This window comes from Saccharothrix longispora, from assembly GCF_031455225.1.
Classification (GTDB): domain Bacteria; phylum Actinomycetota; class Actinomycetes; order Mycobacteriales; family Pseudonocardiaceae; genus Actinosynnema; species Actinosynnema longispora.
Genome location: NZ_JAVDSG010000001.1, coordinates 254,432 through 271,291 on the forward strand (window position 1 = coordinate 254,432; position 16,860 = coordinate 271,291).

Below are 16,860 nucleotides of genomic sequence, written 5' to 3' on the forward strand. Positions count from 1 at the left end.
TTCGGAGGTGGGGCGACGAGGCCGCCGCCGTGCGGCCACCGGAGGCGCCCCGACACCGGATGCGGAGAGGACGCTGTGATGACTACCCCGATCGTGGTCGGAGTGGACGGCTCGGAGTCGGCGGTGACCGCCGCCGGGTGGGCCGCCGAGGAAGCCGCCCGCCACCGCCTGCCGCTCAAGCTCGTCCACGCCTACCTGCTGCCCACCCTCGGCTACCCGGACATCGTGCTGACCGCCCACGAGGTGCACCAGGCCCTCCGGGAACAGGGGCAGCAGTGGCTCGACCAGGCGGCGGCCGCCGCCCGTGCCGCCGCGCCCGGCGTGGAGGTGGAGACCTCCGTCGTGATCGACCGGCCCGCCGCCGCGCTGATCGCCGAGTCCCGCGGTGCCCGACTCGTGGTCCTGGGCTCCAGGGGACTGGGCGGTTTCACCGGGTTGCTCGCCGGTTCGGTGTCGGTGGCGGTCTCCGCGCACGCCGGCTGCCCGGTGGCCGTCATCCGCGGTCCGGTGCCGACGAGCGGTCCGGTGGTCGTCGGCGTGGACGGGTCCCCCGTCGGCGAGGGCGCGGTGGCCTTCGCGTTCGAGGAGGCGTCCTCGCGGGGCGTGCCGCTGACGGCGGTCATCGCGTGGAAGGACTTCCTGGTGGACAGCGTCTACGGCTCGCGGGTCACCGTCGACTGGGCGTATGTGGAGGACGAGCAGCGGCGGCTGCTGGCGGAGCGGCTGGCCGGGTGGCAGGAGAAGTACCCCGACGTGGCGGTCCAGCGGGTCGTCGTGCGGGAACGCCCGGCACGCGCCCTGGTCGACATCGCCCGCGACGCCCAGCTGCTCGTCGTCGGCACCCACGGCCTGGGCGGCTTCGCCGGCATGCTGCTGGGCTCGACCAGCCAGGCGCTGATCCACCACGCGCCGTGCCCCCTGGCCGTCGTCCGCCCGAAGCGGTGAGCCGGTGCCGGGGCGGCCGGACGACGGCCGCCCCGCTCCGGGCCTCCTCACCGGTTGTCGGTGTCCGCCCCGGCCTCGCCGACCGCGGCGCGACCCGCTTCGAGGCGGGCGACGGGCACCCGGAACGGCGAGCAGGACACGTAGTCGAGACCGACCTCGTGGAAGAACCGGATCGACGCCGGGTCGCCGCCGTGCTCGCCGCACACGCCCAGCGCGAGGTCCGGGCGGGCGGCGCGGCCCTCCCGCACCGCGATCCCGATCAGCCGGCCGACGCCCTCGCGGTCGATCGTCTCGAACGGGGACACCTCGAACACCCCCTCGTCCAGGTACACCGGGAAGAACGAGCCCTCGACGTCGTCGCGGGAGAAGCCCCACACCGTCTGCGTCAGGTCGTTGGTGCCGAAGGAGAAGAACTCGGCGGTCCGGGCGATGCGGCCCGCGGTGACCGCCGCGCGCGGCAGCTCGATCATCGTGCCGATCCGGTACGGGACGTCCACACCGGACTCCCGGACCACGTCGGCGGCCGTCCGCCGGGCCCGGGCCGCGACCACCTCCAACTCGCGCGCGTCACCGACCAGGGGGATCATGATCTCCACGTGCGGTGTCCCGCCCGCCCGCACGCGCGCCGCCGCGGCTTCCACGATCGCGCGGACCTGGAGGTCGTACAGCTCCGGGATGAGCAGCCCGAGCCGCACGCCGCGCGTGCCGAGCATCGGGTTCTGTTCGTGCAGCCGGTCGACCGCGCGCAGCAGGTCCTCCGGCGCGCCGGTCTCGCCGAGCGCCTTCGCGACCGCGACCCGCGCGGTGAGCTCGACGCGGTCGGGCAGGAACTCGTGCAGCGGCGGGTCGAGCAGCCTGATGGTGACCGGCAGGCCGTCCATCTCCTCGAAGATGCGCGTGAAGTCGGCGCGCTGCAACGGCAGCAGCGCGGCGAGCGCCTCGGCGCGGGCGGCGTCGCCGGAGGCCAGGACCAGCCGCTCGACGAGCACCCGGCGTTCGCCGAGGAACATGTGCTCGGTGCGGCACAGCCCGATCCCGGTGGCGCCGAGCCCGCGGGCACGACCGGCGTCCTCGGGGGTGTCGGCGTTGGCCCGCACCTCCAGCCGGTGCCGGCGGTCGGCGTGGGTGATGATCCGGTCCACCGCCCGCAGCAGGTCGTCGCCCTCGGCGGGGCGGCGGCCCTCGAAGTAGTCGGCGACCGGGGAGGGGACCACGGGCAGTTCGCCGAGGTACACCGCGCCGGCCGTGCCGTCGACCGAGATCACGTCGCCTTCCGAGACCACCGTGCCGTCGGCGGTGGTGAAGCGGCGCGCCTCGACGTCGATGGTCAGCGACTCCGCACCGCACACGCAGGTCCGGCCGAGCCCGCGGGCGACGACCGCGGCGTGCGAGGTCTTGCCGCCGCGGCTGGTGAGCACCCCCCGGGCGTGGATCAGCCCGTCGAGGTCGTCGGGGTTGGTCTCCCGGCGCACCAGGACCACCGCCGCGCCCGCCTCCGCCCGGCGGACCGCGGTCGCGGAGTCGAACACCGCCTCGCCGACCGCGGCGCCCGGCGACGCGGCGACGCCGGTGGCGAGCGGCGTCCGCCCGGTGTCGCCGAAGCGCGGGAACATCAGCTGGGCCAGCTGCGCTTCGGTCACCCGCCGCAACGCCTCGTCGGCGTCGATCACGCCCTCCTCGCGCAGCGCGTCGGCGATGCGGAACGCGGCGGCCGCGGTGCGCTTGCCGACGCGGGTCTGCAGCATCCACAGCCTGCGGCGCTCGATGGTGAACTCGATGTCGCACAGGTCGCGGTAGTGCCCCTCCAGGGTCGCCATGACCTCCATCAGCTGCTCGTGCGCCCGGGGTTGCAGGTCGGCGAGGCGGTGCAGCGGCAGGGTGTTGCGGATGCCGGCGACGACGTCCTCGCCCTGGGCGTTGGGCAGGTAGTCGCCGTAGACGCCGGGCGCGCCCGTCGCCGGGTCGCGCGTGAACGCCACACCGGTCCCCGAGTCGTCGCCCAGGTTGCCGAACACCATCGCGCACACGTTGACCGCCGTGCCGAGGTCCTCCGGGATGTGCTCCGCGTGCCGGTAGACGCGCGCCCGCTCGGTGCGCCACGACTCGAAGACCGACGCGATCGCCATGTCCAGCTGCTCGCGCGGGTCCTGCGGGAACTCGCGACCGGCGTGCCCGCGCACGACGTCCTTGAACGTCGCGGTCAGCTCCCGCAGGTCGGCGGCGTCGAGGTCGAGGTCGCCGGTGACGCCCTTGGCCCGCTTGGCCTCCCGCAGCGCACCCGCGAAGTGCTCCGCGTCGACGCCCAGCACGGTCGTGCCGAACATCTGCACCAACCGGCGGTAGGAGTCCCACGCGAGCCGCTCGTCCCCCGACCACGCGGCCAGTCCGGCCACCGAGTCGTCGGTCAACCCGATGTCGAGGACCGTGTCCATCATGCCGGGCATCGAGAACCGCGCGCCGGAGCGGACCGCGACGAGCAGCGGCTCGTCGACCTGCCCGAGCTTGCGGCCCATCGCCCGCTCCAGCGCGTGCAGGTGCTCGCCCACCTCTTCGGCGAGCCCTTCCGGCGCAGTCCCCGTGGCCAGGTAGGCCCGGCAGGCCTCGGTGGTGATCGTGAACCCGGGCGGCACGGGCAACCCCATCACGGTCATCTCGGCGAGGTTGGCGCCCTTGCCGCCGAGCAGGTCCGCCATGGAACGGTTGCCCTCGGCGAAGTCGTACACGAACTTCGGCATCGTCATCACTCCTCGTTCGACACCTGTCGGGCAGGACGGCCGGAACCGACGAGGTGCGCTCGGCGGGTCCCCGGGGCGGCTCCTCCGCCGGCGGGTCCGGGTGCACGGTGACGGTGTGTCCGGTCGGTCATCGGGTCCTCGCTCCCACACCTCCACGGTGCGCCCGGGGCGCGGGCCGCTCCAGTGCCGCCGGTCCTCCGACAGGAGGTCGGAAGTCCCGGTGGGCACTCCGTCGGGCGGGCCGACGACCGGGCCGGGTCGGCGGTGGTCAGTCGGCGGGGTGGTGGGTGATGTCGGCGTTGGTGAGGTCGAGCTGCGCGTAGGTGAAGGGGCCGTCGGGGAGGTGCCAGGTGGCGTGGGCGCGGCGGGGGCGCATGCGGTCGTCGACGAGGACCCAGCCGTCGGTGGTGGTGGACCAGGGGGTCCTGGTGGGGCCGTCGGGACGGTCGGCCCAGCGGTCGTCGGTGGTGACGAGGCGGGGTGCGCCGCGGTGGTCGGTGGTGGTGCGGGCGGTGACGCGCAGGTGGCGGTCGGTGAGGGTGGTGTCGAAGGTGCGGTCGTCGACGGCGGTCCAGGTGACCGGCAGGTCGAGCAGGGTGGAGGGGGCGAGCAGGAGCGCCTCGGCGAGGTGGGTGACCAGTTCGGCGGCGTCGATCTCGGGGCCGGTGGCGTGGGCGAGGGTGAAGGTGCCGAGGGCGGTGGCGTGCAGGCGGCCGTGCCCGTGGTGGTAGGTGTCGGTGGCGTGGACGGGCAGCACGTGGGCGAGGTTGAGGTGGAGGTGGTAGTCGCGGGTGATGTGGGGGGTGGTGGTGTTGTGCTGGTGGACGCGGCAGGCGGTCCAGTGGTCGGTGGGCTTGCGGCGGAACCAGCCGTGGGCGTGCAGTTCGAACCCGGTGTCGCGGGGGCGGTCGAGGACGCCGGTGAAGCGCAGGTAGCGCTGGGCGGCTTCGGGCAGGTGGGCGATGTCGCGCTCGGTGACGACGGTGGCCGTGCGGGTCATGGTCGGGGACCTCCTGGTCGGTCTGCGGGTCGTGCGGGCGGGGACGGGGTGTCACTGCCCGCCGAGACTTCCGGCCCTGCGGTCACCGGGAGTCGACTGCGGATCGGCCGTCCCGGGGCGGGTGGTGTGCCGTGCCTCCGCGGGGACGCGGTGGGCGACGAGCACGGGGCAGCGGGCGTGGTAGAGGGCGGCGCGGGCGGTGGGGCCGCGGTCGGCCAGCACGAGCAGGTCGGTGTCGGCGTAGCGGGTCACCGCCTCGTGCGGGTGCATCCGGGCCAGCACGGAGGTGTGCCGCACGCCGCGCAGCACGCGGTCGGCGTGGCGCACGGGCACGTCGGGGCGGTCGGCGCGCACGGCCAGCGGGGGGACGGCGTGCAGCACGCGCAGGTCGGCGCCGCGGCGTCCGGCGAGGTCGGCGGCGCGGGTGAGGGTCAGGTCGTCGAGCGCGCCTCCGGTGACCAGGGCGGTGACGCGGTGGTGCCGGCCGTCGAGCGCCTCGGGCGTGCCGCGGACCACGACGACGTCGCACGCGGCGTGCCGGGCCAACGGGACGACCAGGCGGTTCAGGCCCAGCGGGGTTCCGTCGACGCCGCGGTGCCCCACCACGAGGACCTCGGCCCGGGTGCTGACCAGCATCAGGTCGTGGACCGCGTCGCGGGTGGGGCGGTGCCTCTCCAGCGGTGCGCCCAGCAGGGCGGCGTGCGCGGTCGCCCAGCGCACCGCCTCCGCGCACCGGGGCGAACCGTCGTCGAGGACGACGACCGGGGGAGGGGCGGTGTTCGCGTCGAGTGCCATGCCTCCACGGTCGTCCGCGGGAGCGGTGGGGGGCAGGGGCGTGGGTGCCGTCCGGGGCAGGACCAAGGTCCCTGCCCGCCCGGGACCGGGACGCGAGGACCGGGACGCAGGGGCCGGGGAGCGGGGTGCCGGGGGCGCGGGGGCACGAGCACCCCGCCGTGGGCCCGGTGGGCGTCGCCGGGCCGCGACGCGGCCGTAGGGCCCGGGTCGGTGGTGACCAACGACCGCGTTCCGCGGCGTCGTCCCCCGGCTAGCGTCGGACGAAGGGGGAGGAGGGACGCCGTGGGCACTCGCGACATCACGTCCGGCCCGGTCGGCGTCGCCCCCTCCGCCGTGGCGGTGCCGGGCGTGGTGCACGTGCGGACGACAACGGAACCGGAAGGGGAATCCCGATGAGCGAACCGATCGTGGTCGGCGTGGACGGATCGTCCTCGGCACTGGCCGCCGCGCGGTGGGCGGCCACCGAGGCGGCGCGGCACCACGTGCCGGTCAAGCTGGTGCACGCCTACCAACTGCCGGTGCGCGGCTATCCCGAGATCGTGCTGACCGGGCACGACGTGCGGCAGGCGTTCGAGGACACGGGACGGGAACGGCTCGCCGAGGCCGAAGGGGTCGTCCGGCAGGCCGTCCCCGGGGTCGAGGTCGAGACCTCCCTCGTGCTCGGCGGTCCGGCGGCCGTGCTGGTCGAGGAGAGTCGCCGCGCCCGACTGGTGGTGCTCGGCTCCCGGGGGCTCGGCGGGTTCTCCGGCCTGCTGGTCGGATCGGTCGCGGTGGCGGTCTCCGCGCACGGCGCGTGCCCGGTGGTCGTCGTCCGGGAGCAGGTGCCCACCGAGGGCGCCGTCGTCGTCGGCGTGGACGGTTCCGAGATCAGCGAGCAGGCCGTGGCGTTCGCCTTCGAACAGGCGTCCGTGCACGGCGCGCCGCTGACCGCCGTGCTGGCCTGGACCGACTTCCTCGTCGACGGCGCCCACGGTTCCCGCTTCACCGTCGACTGGGCACAGGTCGAGGACGAGGAGCGCCGCCTGCTCGCCGAACGGCTGGCCGGCTGGCAGGAGAAGTACCCGGACGTGCCGGTCACCCGCGTCGTCATCCGCGACCGCCCCGTGCGCGCCCTGCTCCAGGCCGCCGCCGACGCGCGGTTGCTGGTCGTGGGCAGCCACGGCCTGGGTGGCTTCACCGGGATGCTGCTCGGCTCCACCAGCCAGGCGCTGGTCTACCACGCCCCGTGCCCGCTGGCCGTCGTCCGACCGGTCGAGGCCGGGCGGTGAGGGCGCGGGCGGTGGCCGGGGCGGGTCCCCGTGCCGGCCTGCGGTCCAGGGCGGGAGGTGCGTGATGGGCGAACCGGTCGTGGTCGGGATCGACGGCTCGGAGGAGGCGCTGGGTGCGGTGCGGTGGGCCGCCGGTGAGGCGGCGCGGCTGCGCGCGCCCCTGCGGCTGGTGCACGTGCGCCCGCGTCCCGCGCCGCACAGCGACCGCTGGGACCACGAGGTCGACGAGCGCGGCCTGCGGTGGCTGGAGCGCGCCGCGCGTGAGGTCCCGCCCGGCGTCGAGGTCGGCACCGAGCTGGTCAGGGGCCGTCCGGCGCCCGTGCTCACCGCCCGCACCCACCACGCGCGGCTCGTAGTGCTCGGCGCCCGCCCGGACGGCGTGGCCACCGGAGCGGTCCTCGTCCCGGTGGTGGCGCACGCCGCGTGCCCGGTCGTCGTGGTGCGCGACGGCGGCGACGGACCCGTGGTCGTCGGCGTCGACGTGACGGCGTCCGACGAGCCCGCGCTCGGGTTCGCCTTCGACGCCGCGTCCGCGCGGGGCGTGCCGCTGCGCGCTGTCGCGGCCACCTCTGCCCGCGGGGCCGAGGACGCGCTCGTCGAACACCTCGCCGCGCAGCACGACCGGCACCCGGACGTGCCCGTCGAACTCGTGGTCGTGCCGGACGGCCCCGCCTGGGCGCTGGTGGGCGCGTCCCGCGGCGCGGGGCTGCTCGTGGTCGGCACGCGCGACCACTCGTCCTTCGTCGGAGCACTCCTCGGGTCCACCAGCCAGGGCCTGGTGCTGCACGCGCCGTGCCCGCTGGCCGTCGTTCCCCGCACCGGTCCACGAAGGACCACAGCAGGACGTAAGTCCCTCGCGGCAGGCACGTGAGGCTCTGGTGGCAGCCGTTCCGGACTGGTGGGCTGAAGGTGGAAGACCGAACGGGAGGAGAGGTCATGACGACCGTCGAGAGGCGTTCCGCCGGTGGGTCGGTTCCGGAGTTCCTCGGGGTGATCGAGGGCGCCTACGTGCTGCGCGCCGAGCTGCCCGGCCTGGACGCCGAGTCGGACATCGCGGTGAACGCGACGGGGGACCGCCTGACCGTCACCGCCAAGCGGAAGCGGGGGGTCCGTGAACAGCACCGGCCGGAGTTCCGCCGCGACTCCTTCAGCCGCACGGTGGCCCTGCCGAAGGCCGCCGACATCGGGAAGATCGCCGCGACCTACGAGCGCGGCGTCCTGGAGGTCCGCGTCCCGCTCACCCGGATGTCGGGCGAGCGCAGGATTCCGGTCCAGGCGCGGCCCGAGTAGTGCTCCCCCGGTTCTCCCGGGCGAGCGTGCCGGACGGTGTCAGCGCCCGGCGGGGCCGAGGGCGGCGATCAGGTCGGCGACCCGGTGGTGGGCCTCCAGCGGGTGGCGCAGGTGCCCGTCGGGGTTGATCCGGTAGTGGTTGCGGCGGCCGACCCGGGTGCGCTCGACGTAGCCGCCCTCGATGAGGTCGATGAGGATGAGCTGCACCCCCCGGGTGGTGATGCCCACCTTGTCGGCGATCACCGGGAGCGTCTGGTCCGGGTCCGCGACCAGGCACAGCAGCACGTGGGCGTGGTTGCTCAGGAACGTCCAGGTGGCGCCGTGGTCGCGGGTGGTCATGGGACCGGACAATAGGGGACCGGTTGACAGACGAACTCCAGTTCGTCATTCTTGTGGCGCGAGGGGGAGTACCCGCCTCACCGGGATCGTCAGTACGGCAGGCTCCGCGGCCCGCCCGGTCCGGTGTCGCCCGCGTGCCGGGCGTGGGGAGACCTTCGGTTCACCGAGACGAACCGGAGGTGTCGCCGATGCTGTCCGTACCCCTGTGGGCCTGGGCCGCCGTGCTGGGCGTGATCCTGCTGATGCTGGCCGTGGACCTGTTCGCGCACCGCGACGCGCACGTGGTGGGCGTGCGCGAGGCCGCAGTGTGGTCGGGCGTGTGGGTGGCGCTCGGCCTGGGCTTCGGCGCGGTCGTGTGGTGGGCGTGGGGTGGCGAGCACGCCGCGCAGTACTTCGCCGGTTACGTGATCGAGAAGTCCCTGGCCGTGGACAACGTGTTCGTGTTCGCGATCATCTTCGGCTACTTCGCCGTGCCCCGCGAGCACCAGCACCGCGTGCTGTTCTACGGCGTGCTGGGCGCGCTGCTGTTCCGGGCGGTGTTCATCGCCGCCGGTTCGGTGCTGATCGCGTCGTTCGCCTGGGTCCTCTACGTCTTCGGCGCGTTCCTGGTCATCACGGGCATCCGGATGGCGCGGCACCGCGACGAGACCGTCGACCCGGAGCGCAGCGCGGTGCTGCGGCTGTTCCGCCGGTTCGTCCCGGTCACCGACACCTACCGCGGCGGGCGGTTCCTGGTCCGGGAGGGCGGCCGGTGGGTGGCCACCCCGCTGCTGGCCGTGCTGGTGCTGGTCGAGGTCACCGACGTGGTGTTCGCCGTCGACAGCATCCCCGCGATCTTCGCGGTCACCCGGGAGCCGTTCCTGGTGTTCACCTCCAACGCCTTCGCCGTCCTGGGCCTGCGCGCGATGTACTTCCTGCTGGCGGACCTGATGCACCGCTTCGTGCACCTGAAGCTGGGCTTGGCGCTGGTGCTGGTGTGGGTCGGCGTGAAGATGCTGCTGCTCGACCTCTACAAGATCCCCACCTGGTTCTCGCTGGGGGTCGTCGCCACCATCCTGACCGTCGCCGTGGTCACCAGCCTGCGGAGCACGCGCGCCACCACCGGGTGACCCCGGTGCTGTGACGCATACCCCGGGGGGTAGTGGCCGCTTCGGTTGGCAGTGCGCTACCGTAGAGGCCATAGATACCCCCTGGGGTATGCGGGAGAAAGGATTCGGCCATGTCGGTTCAGGTCGAGGTCGTGCACACGTCCTCTCTGGGAGATCGGAGCTACCTGGCTCACGACGGGCGGGTAGCGGTGGTGGTCGACCCGCAGCGGGACATCGACAGGTTCCTGCTCGCCGCGGGCCGGGCGGGGGTGCGGATCACCCACGTCGTGGAGACCCACCTGCACAACGACTACGTGTCCGGTGGCCTGGCGCTGGCGAGGGTCACCGGCGCGGACTACCTCGTCGCCGCCGCCGAGGACGTGGCGTTCGACCGCGTCCCCGTGGCGGACGGCGACGAGGTGGTCGTGTCGGACGGGCTGCGGCTGGTGGTGCTCGCCACTCCCGGCCACACCTTCCACCACGTCTCCTACGCGCTGCACGGCCCCGACGGCCCGGTCGGCGTGTTCACCGGCGGCTCGTTGCTGTTCGGCACCACCGGCCGCCCGGACCTGCTCGGCCGCGAGCACGCGCACGCCCTGGCGCACCACCAGCACGCCTCCGCGCGGCGGCTGGCCGACCTCATGCCGGACGGGGCGCAGGTGTGGCCCACGCACGGCTTCGGCAGCTTCTGCTCGGCCACCCAGGCCGACGCGCCGTCGTCCACGTTCGGTCGGGAGAGGACGGCGAACCCGGCCCTGCGCCTCGAAGCGGACGACTTCGTCGCCGGGACGCTCGCCGCGCTGGACGCCTACCCCGCCTACTACGCCCACATGGGGGCGCGCAACGCCGAGGGCGCGGAGCAGGTCGACCTCACGGCCGTCGGCCGCGCGGACGCCGACGAGCTGCGCACCCGCCTGGACGCGGGGGAGTGGGTGGTGGACCTGCGTTCGCGCAAGGCGTTCGCCAACCGGCACCTGGCCGGGACGCTCAGCTTCGGCCTGGACGGGCCGATGTCGACGTGGCTGGGCTGGCTGGCCCCGTGGGGTGCTCCGATCACCCTGCTGGGCGAGTCGCCCGACCAGGTCGCCGAAGCGCAGCGCGAGCTGGCGCGCATCGGCGTCGACCGCCCGGCGGCGGCGGCGACCGGGGGCCCGGAGCAGTGGGCGGGCGGGGACGACTCGCGGCTGGCGGAGCTGCCGGTGGCGACGTTCGCCGACCTCGCCGCCGCCCGGGACGGCCGCCGGCCGCACGGCCTCCCCGAGCCCGAGGTCGTGCTCGACGTCCGGCTGGCGGGCGAGTGGGGCGGCGGGCACCTCGACGGCGCCGTGCACGTCCCGCTCCCCGAGCTGACCGCCCGTCTCGACGAGGTGCCCGACGGCGTGGTCTGGGTGCACTGCCAGTCCGGGTACCGGGCGGCGGTGGCGGCGAGCCTGCTGGCGCGGGCCGGGCGCCGCGTGGTCCACGTGGACGACGACTACGCCAACGCGGAGGGCTTCGCGGCCGGGAAGGGGGCGCGGGCATGACCACCTCCGCGACGGTGGACGTGACGGGGCTGCGGCGGTTGCTGGAGTCCGACGCCGCGCCACGCCTGATCGACGTGCGCACGCCGGGCGAGTTCGACGGCGCGCACATCCCCGGCTCGTACAACGTGCCGCTGGACCTGCTGCGCGAGCACCGCGGGGAACTGCGCCGCCACCTGGACGAGGAGGTCGTGCTGATCTGCCGCTCGGGGCAGCGCGCCGCGCAGGCCGGGCAGGCGCTCGCCGCCGCCGGGCTGCCCCACCTCAGGGTGCTGGACGGCGGGATCGGCGCCTGGCTGGCCGAGGGCGCGCCGGTGCGCCGCGGTCGGCCGCGCTGGGACCTGGAACGGCAGGTCAGGCTGGTGGCCGGTCTGCTCGTGCTGACCGCGGTCCTGGTGAGCACGGTGGTTCCCGGCGCGAAGTGGGCCGCCGCGTTCGTCGGCGCGGGGTTGGCGTTCGCCGGGCTCACCGGCACCTGCGCCATGGGGATGCTGCTGGCGAAGCTGCCCCACAACCGGGGGCCGCGCACGACCGTGGAGGCGGTCGTGGCCGCGCTGGGCCGGGACCGGGGGTGAGCGGCGTGCTCGCGCCTACCCTCGTGGCCGCCGTGTTCGTCGGGCTCGCGCTCGGCGTGCTCGGCGGCGGCGGGTCGATCCTGACCGTGCCCGTGCTGGTCTACCTGGCCGGGGTGGACGCCAAGCAGGCGATCGCCATGTCCCTGTTCGTGGTCGCGGTGACCAGCGCCGTGGGCGCGGTCGGCCACGCGCGGGCGGGTCGGGTGCGGTGGCGCACCGGGTTGCTGTTCGGCGCGGCGGGGATGGCGGGCGCCTACGGGGGCGGCAGGCTGGCCGCCTTCGTCCCCGGCGCCTGGCTGCTCGCCGGCTTCGGGGTGATGATGGTCGCCACCGCGGTCGCGATGATCCGCGGTCGGAGCGCCCCCGCCACCGAGGGCGCGCCCCGTGAGCTGCCGGTCGGGCGGGTGCTCGTCGAAGGCGTCGTCGTCGGCGCGGTGACCGGCCTGGTCGGCGCGGGCGGCGGGTTCCTCGTGGTGCCCGCGCTGGCGCTGCTCGGCGGCCTTCCCATGGCCGCGGCCGTGGGCACCTCGCTCGTCGTGATCGCGATGAAGTCCTTCGCCGGCCTGGCCGGCTACCTGGCCACCGTCCACGTCGACTGGTCGCTGACCGCGCTGGTCACGGCGGCGGCGGTCGTCGGCGCGCTGCTCGGCAGCCGGCTGGCCGGCCGGGTCCCCGAGCACGTCCTGCGCCGGGGGTTCGGCTGGTTCGTCGTCGTGATGGGCGGGGTCGTGCTGGCCGGGCAGGTCCCCGAGGTGGTGCGGCGCACGATCGCCGACCACCCGGTGGCCTGCTCCACCACCGCGGCCGCCGCCGTGGCGGCCGTGCTCGTCACCTGGGCGGTGTGGCGGCACTGGCGCGGGCCGGAGGGGCGGGGCGGGGCGGAAGAGCGGGTCGAGCCGGAGGAGCGGGTCGGGGAAGCGGATCGGGCAGGCGGGCGGTGAACACCGCGCCGCCCGCCGGGCCGGACCCGGCGGTGGTCGTCCCACCGCGCGCGGCGACCGGGTCCCGGCGCTCCGGCCCGGACCTGGGATACCCTTGGGGGTATCTAAGGAGGTCGGGGTTGGAGCTTGAACAGGACGTGGTGACCGACGTGCTCAAGCGCCTGCGCCGTGCGCAGGGGCAGGTGGGCGGGCTCATCCAGATGATCGAAGGCGGGCGGGACTGCAAGGACGTGATCGTCCAGCTCGCCGCGGTGTCCCGGGCGCTGGACCGCGCCGGGCTGAAGCTCGTGATGAGCGGTCTGCAGCAGTGCCTGTCCGAGGGGTCGGAGCAGTCCGAGGTCGACCGCGCCCAGTTGGAGAAGCTGTTCCTGAGCCTGACCTGAGCCTGACCTGACCTGACCTGACCTGACCTGATCGGGTCCGGTCCGGTTCAGGGCCGTCCACCGTCGGGACGTGGTGCGCCTCGACGACCGGCGACGTCGACGCGGGCACGGGACGGACCGGGCGCAGCGGGTTCAGCGCCACGTCCACCACCAGGGCGCCGTCCACCCGTGGCAGCACGTCGAGCGGCGCCGACCGGGGTGGCCGGTCCCGCCCCCACCGCCCACCTGCTCGACGGGTCCTCGTGCGGGCCGTCGAGCAGGCGGGCGGTCGTCAGCGGCCCTTGCCGGCGAGCTGGTGCTGGAGGCGGTCGTGGAGCAGGTCCACCGCCTCCTGGTAGGTGTCCGCGGTGGCCTCGGCGTTGACGGGCGTGCCGTTGACGTCCAGCGAGGCGTGCGCGACGACCGATCGCGGTCCGTCCGTGGTCAACCGGACCCGGGCGAAGAGGACGTCGGCGGGTGCGTACTTGGCGACCGCCTCCACCTTCGCGCGGGCGTACTCGGCGGCGTCGGCGGGGACGCCGGTGGCGAGTTCGGTCTGGATGTTGAGGATCTCGTGCACTCGGCTCATGGCTCCAGCCTCCTCGACGGCGGGCTCCGCGGACAGTGACCGAGGTCCTCGCGCACCGGGACCTTCGTGCCTGGCGGGCCGGGGCCGGTGTCACCGCCGGCTCGGGGACTCGGCGCGGGAGCGCCGGGCGACGTCGCGCAGGCAGACGGTGATCACGACGCCGATCGCGCCGTCGACCACGGCGGTCGCCACCCGGTCGGCGAGGGGCAGCGCCGGTTCCAGCGGCAGCACCGCGGCGAGCCCGGCCACCAGCAGCGCGATCCAGGTGAAGGAGCGGACCGCGTCGGGCGTGGTCGGGAGCAGCACCTCCAGCAGGCCGGTGGCGGCGAACGCGCACGCGGCGGCGACCAGGGCGTGGGTGACCACCTCGGCCTGCCCCCAGGCGTCGGGGCCCTTCGGGGCCAGCACGACGGCGTCGAACAGGTCGCGGGCGGTCAGGAGACCGGTGAGCGACACGAGCGCCGCCACGAGGGCCGTCGCGGCCCCGCCCGCCCACAGGCGTGCGACGGAGAACGGTCCCGGCTCGCGCTCGTGCGGAGGCTCCGGTCCCGAGCGGTCGACGGGGTCTTCGGCGTGGCGGGCGCGGGAGTCGCCCACGCGGTCGGCCATGGCGCTTTCTCCTTCCTCGACCACTCCCAGGGCGGACCCGTGCGACCGGCGCACGGACGCAGGGCTCGCGAGCGGCGGTCCGGTGCCCTCGGGAGGACCACCGGACCGCCCGGTGAGCCGGATCGGCGGAAGTCCCCGGCGTGCGTCAGGACTTCTCCAGCTCCTCGACGACCTCGTGGACCGCACGGCGGGGCGTGGGCGGCAGCGGGTCGGCGCCGAACGCCGCCCAGCCCACGCGCACCAGGATCTGCGGCCACAGCGCCCCGTCGAGCACCTCGTCGCGGAACCGGTCGCGGGTGGTCACCACCTCGAACGGCTGGCTCAGCGGGCACGACGCCAGACCCGCGCCCGTGGCCTCCAGCAGCACGGCGCTCAGCGCCTCGCCGGCGCGCAGCACCGAGAGCCGGTCGTCCGACGAGGTGCCCAGCACCAGCAGCGCCGCGCCGTCCTCCTCGCCCTCCTCCGGGAGCAGGTCGACCAGCTCGCCGCCGGGGAACTCCCGCAGCCTCAGGTCCCCGTGCTGCGGGGCACCCCCCGGCGCGTTGGCGGCGGGCACGCCGTCGGAGCCCGCGTGCCCGCCGCTCCACCGCCGCAGCTCCCACCGGTAGGCGGGGTTCGCGTCCTGCCACGCGGCGGCCTGCCCGATGACGGTGGCCAGTTCGAAGCGGTCGCGGGAACCGGTGACCTCCCGCAGGACGACGCCCTCCTCGGCCGCCCGCTCCTCCAGCAGGTACGACACCGCGCGCGGCACGTCCCACGACGAGTAGTGCCGCCGGTCGGTGCGGCGGCGCGGGATCGCGGCCGCCATCGCCACCTCGGCCTCGGTGGGCACGTGCCGGGCGAATTCCACGGCGGCCAGGTGGTCCGGCTCGGCGGGGTTGGGCAACCGGTGCACGATCGCCCGCCAGCCCAGGCCGGCCAGGGCGATGCGCAGGTGGTGCAGCGCCGCGCCGCAGCCGAGCAGCAGGTCCGCACCGGTCGGGTCGGTCGCGGGCACCGTGCGGGTCCGGTCCGCGTACAGGTGGACGGTGCGGTCGCCGACGCGCCACCGCCACGGTTGCGTGTTGTGCACCGAGGGCGCGCGGCACGCCAGTGCCACCGCCGCTCGGATCGTGTCCTGGTCGGGCTGCTTGCGCTCCACCCGCCTCACCTCCGCGTTCGTGTGCACCTCCGACGGTGCACCGGTGGTGGGCCCGATCGCAGGGTCGGAGGTCCCGACCCGCCAGGGATCGGCCGACTCTGTGGGCGGGCACCGCGACGGGCGACGCTGGACGTGCCGGACGACGCGGAGGAGGTCCACGACGTGGCTGCCGGACAACGCTTGCTGCTGCTGGTGCGCAGGGTGTTCCCCCGGCGCAACCCGCTCGCCGAGCCCGGTGACCGGGTGGAGGTCGCCGTGGCCGCGGCCGTCGTCGCGGTGGCGCTGCTGGGCGTGCCGGTCGCGGCGGCCGTCGGGTCGGAGGTCCACGTGGCGCGGGCCGCGACCTCCGCCGAGCAGTCGCGCACCCGCCACCCGGTCGACGCGGTGCTCCAGCGCGACGCGCCGTCCTCCGACGTCCGCACCACCGCGTTCTCCCGGGTCCCCGCCAGGTGGGTGCTGCCCGACGGCACCACCCGCGACGGCGAGGTGACCGTCGCCCGCGACCTCGTGGCCGGCAGCCGCGCCCGGATCTGGCTGGACCCCACCGGCGCACCGGTGGCCCCGCCGCTGACCGCCGAGGGCGCGGCGGTCGCGGCGGTCTTCGCGGCCGGCGGCGTGTGGCTCGCCCTGAGCGGTGGCGCGGCGCTGTCGTACGTGCTGGTCCGCGTCGCCCACAGCAGGGCGCGCCGCCGCCGGCTGGAGGCCGAGTGGGCGGGGATCGAGCCGCAGTGGAGGCGATCGACCTGACCACCCACCCCGGACGCGGCGGACCGCGCCGGTCAGCCGCCCCCCCCCCGGCCGCCGGGACCCGCTCACTTCGGGTCGTTGCGCACGTCGACACCGCCGAAGACGGCGGTGACGTTGACGCGCACGAGCGGGGCGTCGGGGTCGACCGGGCCGTCGTCGGTGTTGTCGTCGTAACCGCCGAAGACCGGCAGCCCGCCCAGCGACACGCGCCACCCCCTGGGCACGAGGACCTCGATGCCGCCGAAGAGGGCGAAGGCGTCCACGTCGGCCTCGCGGTCGACGTGGGCGTCGCGCAGGTCCAGCGTCGCGCCGCCGAAGATCGCCGAGACCCCGACGCGGGTCAGGTGCTCGGACCGCTCGCGCACCTTGGTGCCGCCGAACAGCGCGACCGGCGTCGCCCCGGTGTCGCGGTGGTCGTTCGTCCGGTGCCGCCGCAGGCCGAGGAGCACGCCCCCGCCGGAGAAGAGCAGGAGGGCGGGCCACAGCAGGCTCCCGCGGGTCAGGTCGAGCGTGTCCGCCAGCAGCACCACGCCGATGGCGACGACGACCCCCGGTCCCGGTGACAGGTGCCCCTGGGCCATCGCGCCGACGACGCCCAGACCGATCACCGCCACCGGCCACCACGAAGCGGCGGTCTCCCAGGCGTCGACGACCCCGACGGCGTCGAGCACGCCGAGCACGCCGAAGACCACCAGCACCGTTCCGATCCAGAATCGCACGGCTTCATCGCACCACCTCCTCGTCCGGTCGCGCGCGCCCGAGCGGCGCGCCACGTCGCGCAGCGATCGCGACGCCGACGACCGTGTCCAGCGACGACCGTGTTCAGCACGGCGCCCGCGACCAGGATGCCGACGGCGGCGAGGAGCCCGGAGATCAGCGCCGCCGCAGCGCCCCCCCGGCGGACCGGGTCCGCGGC

At 75.3% G+C, this 16,860-nt stretch carries 18 protein-coding genes; 10 read left to right on the plus strand and 8 right to left on the minus strand.

Annotated elements, in window-relative coordinates; genetic code table 11:
- The first annotated feature begins 78 nt into the window (after positions 1-78).
- Positions 79-945 (plus strand): universal stress protein, encoded by an 867-nt coding sequence (locus tag J2S66_RS01015; RefSeq protein WP_310302520.1) that lies wholly within the window; start codon positions 79-81, stop codon positions 943-945.
- Positions 946-992: 47 nt separating this feature from the next.
- On the opposite strand, the gene ppdK is transcribed toward J2S66_RS01015, so the two are convergent.
- The 3 genes from ppdK to J2S66_RS01030 all read right to left on the minus strand — a co-directional run bounded on the left by ppdK (position 993) and on the right by J2S66_RS01030 (position 5,475).
- On the minus strand, positions 993-3,680 hold the full coding sequence (gene ppdK / locus J2S66_RS01020) for a pyruvate, phosphate dikinase (protein WP_310302523.1): 2,688 nt from the start codon (positions 3,678-3,680) through the stop codon (positions 993-995).
- A 268-nt stretch (positions 3,681-3,948) separates the two neighbouring features.
- Positions 3,949-4,680 (minus strand): DUF6544 family protein, encoded by a 732-nt coding sequence (locus tag J2S66_RS01025; protein ID WP_310302525.1) that lies wholly within the window; start codon positions 4,678-4,680, stop codon positions 3,949-3,951.
- Between the two features lie 51 nt (positions 4,681-4,731).
- Positions 4,732-5,475, minus strand: a complete 744-nt coding sequence (locus tag J2S66_RS01030) for a universal stress protein (protein ID WP_310302529.1) — start codon at positions 5,473-5,475, stop codon at positions 4,732-4,734.
- Positions 5,476-5,867: 392 nt separating this feature from the next.
- Between J2S66_RS01030 and J2S66_RS01035 the strand changes: the two genes are divergently transcribed.
- The 3 genes from J2S66_RS01035 to J2S66_RS01045 all read left to right on the plus strand — a co-directional run bounded on the left by J2S66_RS01035 (position 5,868) and on the right by J2S66_RS01045 (position 8,033).
- Positions 5,868-6,743, plus strand: coding sequence for a universal stress protein (locus J2S66_RS01035; RefSeq protein WP_310302531.1), 876 nt, complete (start codon positions 5,868-5,870; stop codon positions 6,741-6,743).
- A 64-nt stretch (positions 6,744-6,807) separates the two neighbouring features.
- Complete coding sequence (locus J2S66_RS01040; protein ID WP_310302534.1) at positions 6,808-7,614, plus strand: universal stress protein; 807 nt, start codon at positions 6,808-6,810, stop codon at positions 7,612-7,614.
- A 65-nt stretch (positions 7,615-7,679) separates the two neighbouring features.
- Positions 7,680-8,033 (plus strand): Hsp20/alpha crystallin family protein, encoded by a 354-nt coding sequence (locus J2S66_RS01045; protein WP_310302537.1) that lies wholly within the window; start codon positions 7,680-7,682, stop codon positions 8,031-8,033.
- A 39-nt stretch (positions 8,034-8,072) separates the two neighbouring features.
- Here the strand turns inward: J2S66_RS01045 and J2S66_RS01050 are convergent, their stop codons facing one another.
- Positions 8,073-8,372 carry a helix-turn-helix transcriptional regulator gene (locus tag J2S66_RS01050; protein WP_310302540.1) on the minus strand — a complete coding sequence of 100 codons (300 nt, stop codon included), beginning with the start codon at positions 8,370-8,372 and terminating at the stop codon, positions 8,073-8,075.
- Between the two features lie 191 nt (positions 8,373-8,563).
- On the opposite strand from J2S66_RS01050, the gene J2S66_RS01055 reads away from it, so the two are divergent.
- The 5 genes from J2S66_RS01055 to J2S66_RS01075 all read left to right on the plus strand — a co-directional run bounded on the left by J2S66_RS01055 (position 8,564) and on the right by J2S66_RS01075 (position 12,879).
- Positions 8,564-9,481, plus strand: coding sequence for a TerC family protein (locus J2S66_RS01055; RefSeq protein ID WP_310314594.1), 918 nt, complete (start codon positions 8,564-8,566; stop codon positions 9,479-9,481).
- Positions 9,482-9,591: 110 nt separating this feature from the next.
- The gene (locus J2S66_RS01060) at positions 9,592-10,983 is read left to right on the plus strand and encodes an MBL fold metallo-hydrolase (RefSeq protein WP_310302543.1); all 1,392 of its coding nucleotides are present in this window, start codon (positions 9,592-9,594) and stop codon (positions 10,981-10,983) included.
- The gene (locus tag J2S66_RS01065; protein ID WP_310302546.1) at positions 10,980-11,555 is read left to right on the plus strand and encodes a rhodanese-like domain-containing protein; all 576 of its coding nucleotides are present in this window, start codon (positions 10,980-10,982) and stop codon (positions 11,553-11,555) included. Before J2S66_RS01060 ends, J2S66_RS01065 begins: the two co-directional genes overlap by 4 nt.
- 5 nt (positions 11,556-11,560) lie before the next feature.
- A complete protein-coding gene (locus J2S66_RS01070; RefSeq protein WP_310302549.1) occupies positions 11,561-12,496 on the plus strand; it encodes a sulfite exporter TauE/SafE family protein in 936 nt (311 codons plus the stop codon).
- A gap of 119 nt (positions 12,497-12,615) precedes the next feature.
- Positions 12,616-12,879: a metal-sensitive transcriptional regulator gene (locus J2S66_RS01075; protein ID WP_310302552.1), complete on the plus strand. Its 264-nt coding sequence runs from the start codon at positions 12,616-12,618 to the stop codon at positions 12,877-12,879.
- A gap of 271 nt (positions 12,880-13,150) precedes the next feature.
- Here the strand turns inward: J2S66_RS01075 and J2S66_RS01080 are convergent, their stop codons facing one another.
- The 3 genes from J2S66_RS01080 to J2S66_RS01090 form a co-directional block, all read right to left on the minus strand.
- A complete protein-coding gene (locus tag J2S66_RS01080) occupies positions 13,151-13,447 on the minus strand; it encodes an HPF/RaiA family ribosome-associated protein (protein ID WP_310302555.1) in 297 nt (98 codons plus the stop codon).
- A gap of 90 nt (positions 13,448-13,537) precedes the next feature.
- Complete coding sequence (locus J2S66_RS01085) at positions 13,538-14,056, minus strand: DUF6069 family protein (protein WP_310302558.1); 519 nt, start codon at positions 14,054-14,056, stop codon at positions 13,538-13,540.
- Between the two features lie 145 nt (positions 14,057-14,201).
- Complete coding sequence (locus tag J2S66_RS01090) at positions 14,202-15,197, minus strand: Acg family FMN-binding oxidoreductase (protein ID WP_310302560.1); 996 nt, start codon at positions 15,195-15,197, stop codon at positions 14,202-14,204.
- 162 nt (positions 15,198-15,359) lie between these two features.
- Between J2S66_RS01090 and J2S66_RS01095 the strand changes: the two genes are divergently transcribed.
- Complete coding sequence (locus J2S66_RS01095) at positions 15,360-15,944, plus strand: Rv1733c family protein (RefSeq protein ID WP_310302563.1); 585 nt, start codon at positions 15,360-15,362, stop codon at positions 15,942-15,944.
- Positions 15,945-16,009: 65 nt separating this feature from the next.
- On the opposite strand, the gene J2S66_RS01100 is transcribed toward J2S66_RS01095, so the two are convergent.
- On the minus strand, positions 16,010-16,663 hold the full coding sequence (locus J2S66_RS01100) for a LiaF transmembrane domain-containing protein (RefSeq protein ID WP_310302566.1): 654 nt from the start codon (positions 16,661-16,663) through the stop codon (positions 16,010-16,012).
- Positions 16,664-16,860: the final 197 nt, after the last annotated feature.

Coding starts and splice junctions, on each gene's coding strand:
- J2S66_RS01015 (WP_310302520.1), top strand. CDS start 79: ATGACTACCCCGATCGTGGTCGGAGTGGACGGCTCGGAGTCGGCGGTG.
- ppdK (WP_310302523.1), bottom strand. CDS start 3,680: ATGCCGAAGTTCGTGTACGACTTCGCCGAGGGCAACCGTTCCATGGCG.
- J2S66_RS01025 (WP_310302525.1), bottom strand. CDS start 4,680: ATGACCCGCACGGCCACCGTCGTCACCGAGCGCGACATCGCCCACCTG.
- J2S66_RS01030 (WP_310302529.1), bottom strand. CDS start 5,475: ATGGCACTCGACGCGAACACCGCCCCTCCCCCGGTCGTCGTCCTCGAC.
- J2S66_RS01035 (WP_310302531.1), top strand. CDS start 5,868: ATGAGCGAACCGATCGTGGTCGGCGTGGACGGATCGTCCTCGGCACTG.
- J2S66_RS01040 (WP_310302534.1), top strand. CDS start 6,808: ATGGGCGAACCGGTCGTGGTCGGGATCGACGGCTCGGAGGAGGCGCTG.
- J2S66_RS01045 (WP_310302537.1), top strand. CDS start 7,680: ATGACGACCGTCGAGAGGCGTTCCGCCGGTGGGTCGGTTCCGGAGTTC.
- J2S66_RS01050 (WP_310302540.1), bottom strand. CDS start 8,372: ATGACCACCCGCGACCACGGCGCCACCTGGACGTTCCTGAGCAACCAC.
- J2S66_RS01060 (WP_310302543.1), top strand. CDS start 9,592: ATGTCGGTTCAGGTCGAGGTCGTGCACACGTCCTCTCTGGGAGATCGG.
- J2S66_RS01065 (WP_310302546.1), top strand. CDS start 10,980: ATGACCACCTCCGCGACGGTGGACGTGACGGGGCTGCGGCGGTTGCTG.
- J2S66_RS01080 (WP_310302555.1), bottom strand. CDS start 13,447: ATGAGCCGAGTGCACGAGATCCTCAACATCCAGACCGAACTCGCCACC.
- J2S66_RS01085 (WP_310302558.1), bottom strand. CDS start 14,056: ATGGCCGACCGCGTGGGCGACTCCCGCGCCCGCCACGCCGAAGACCCC.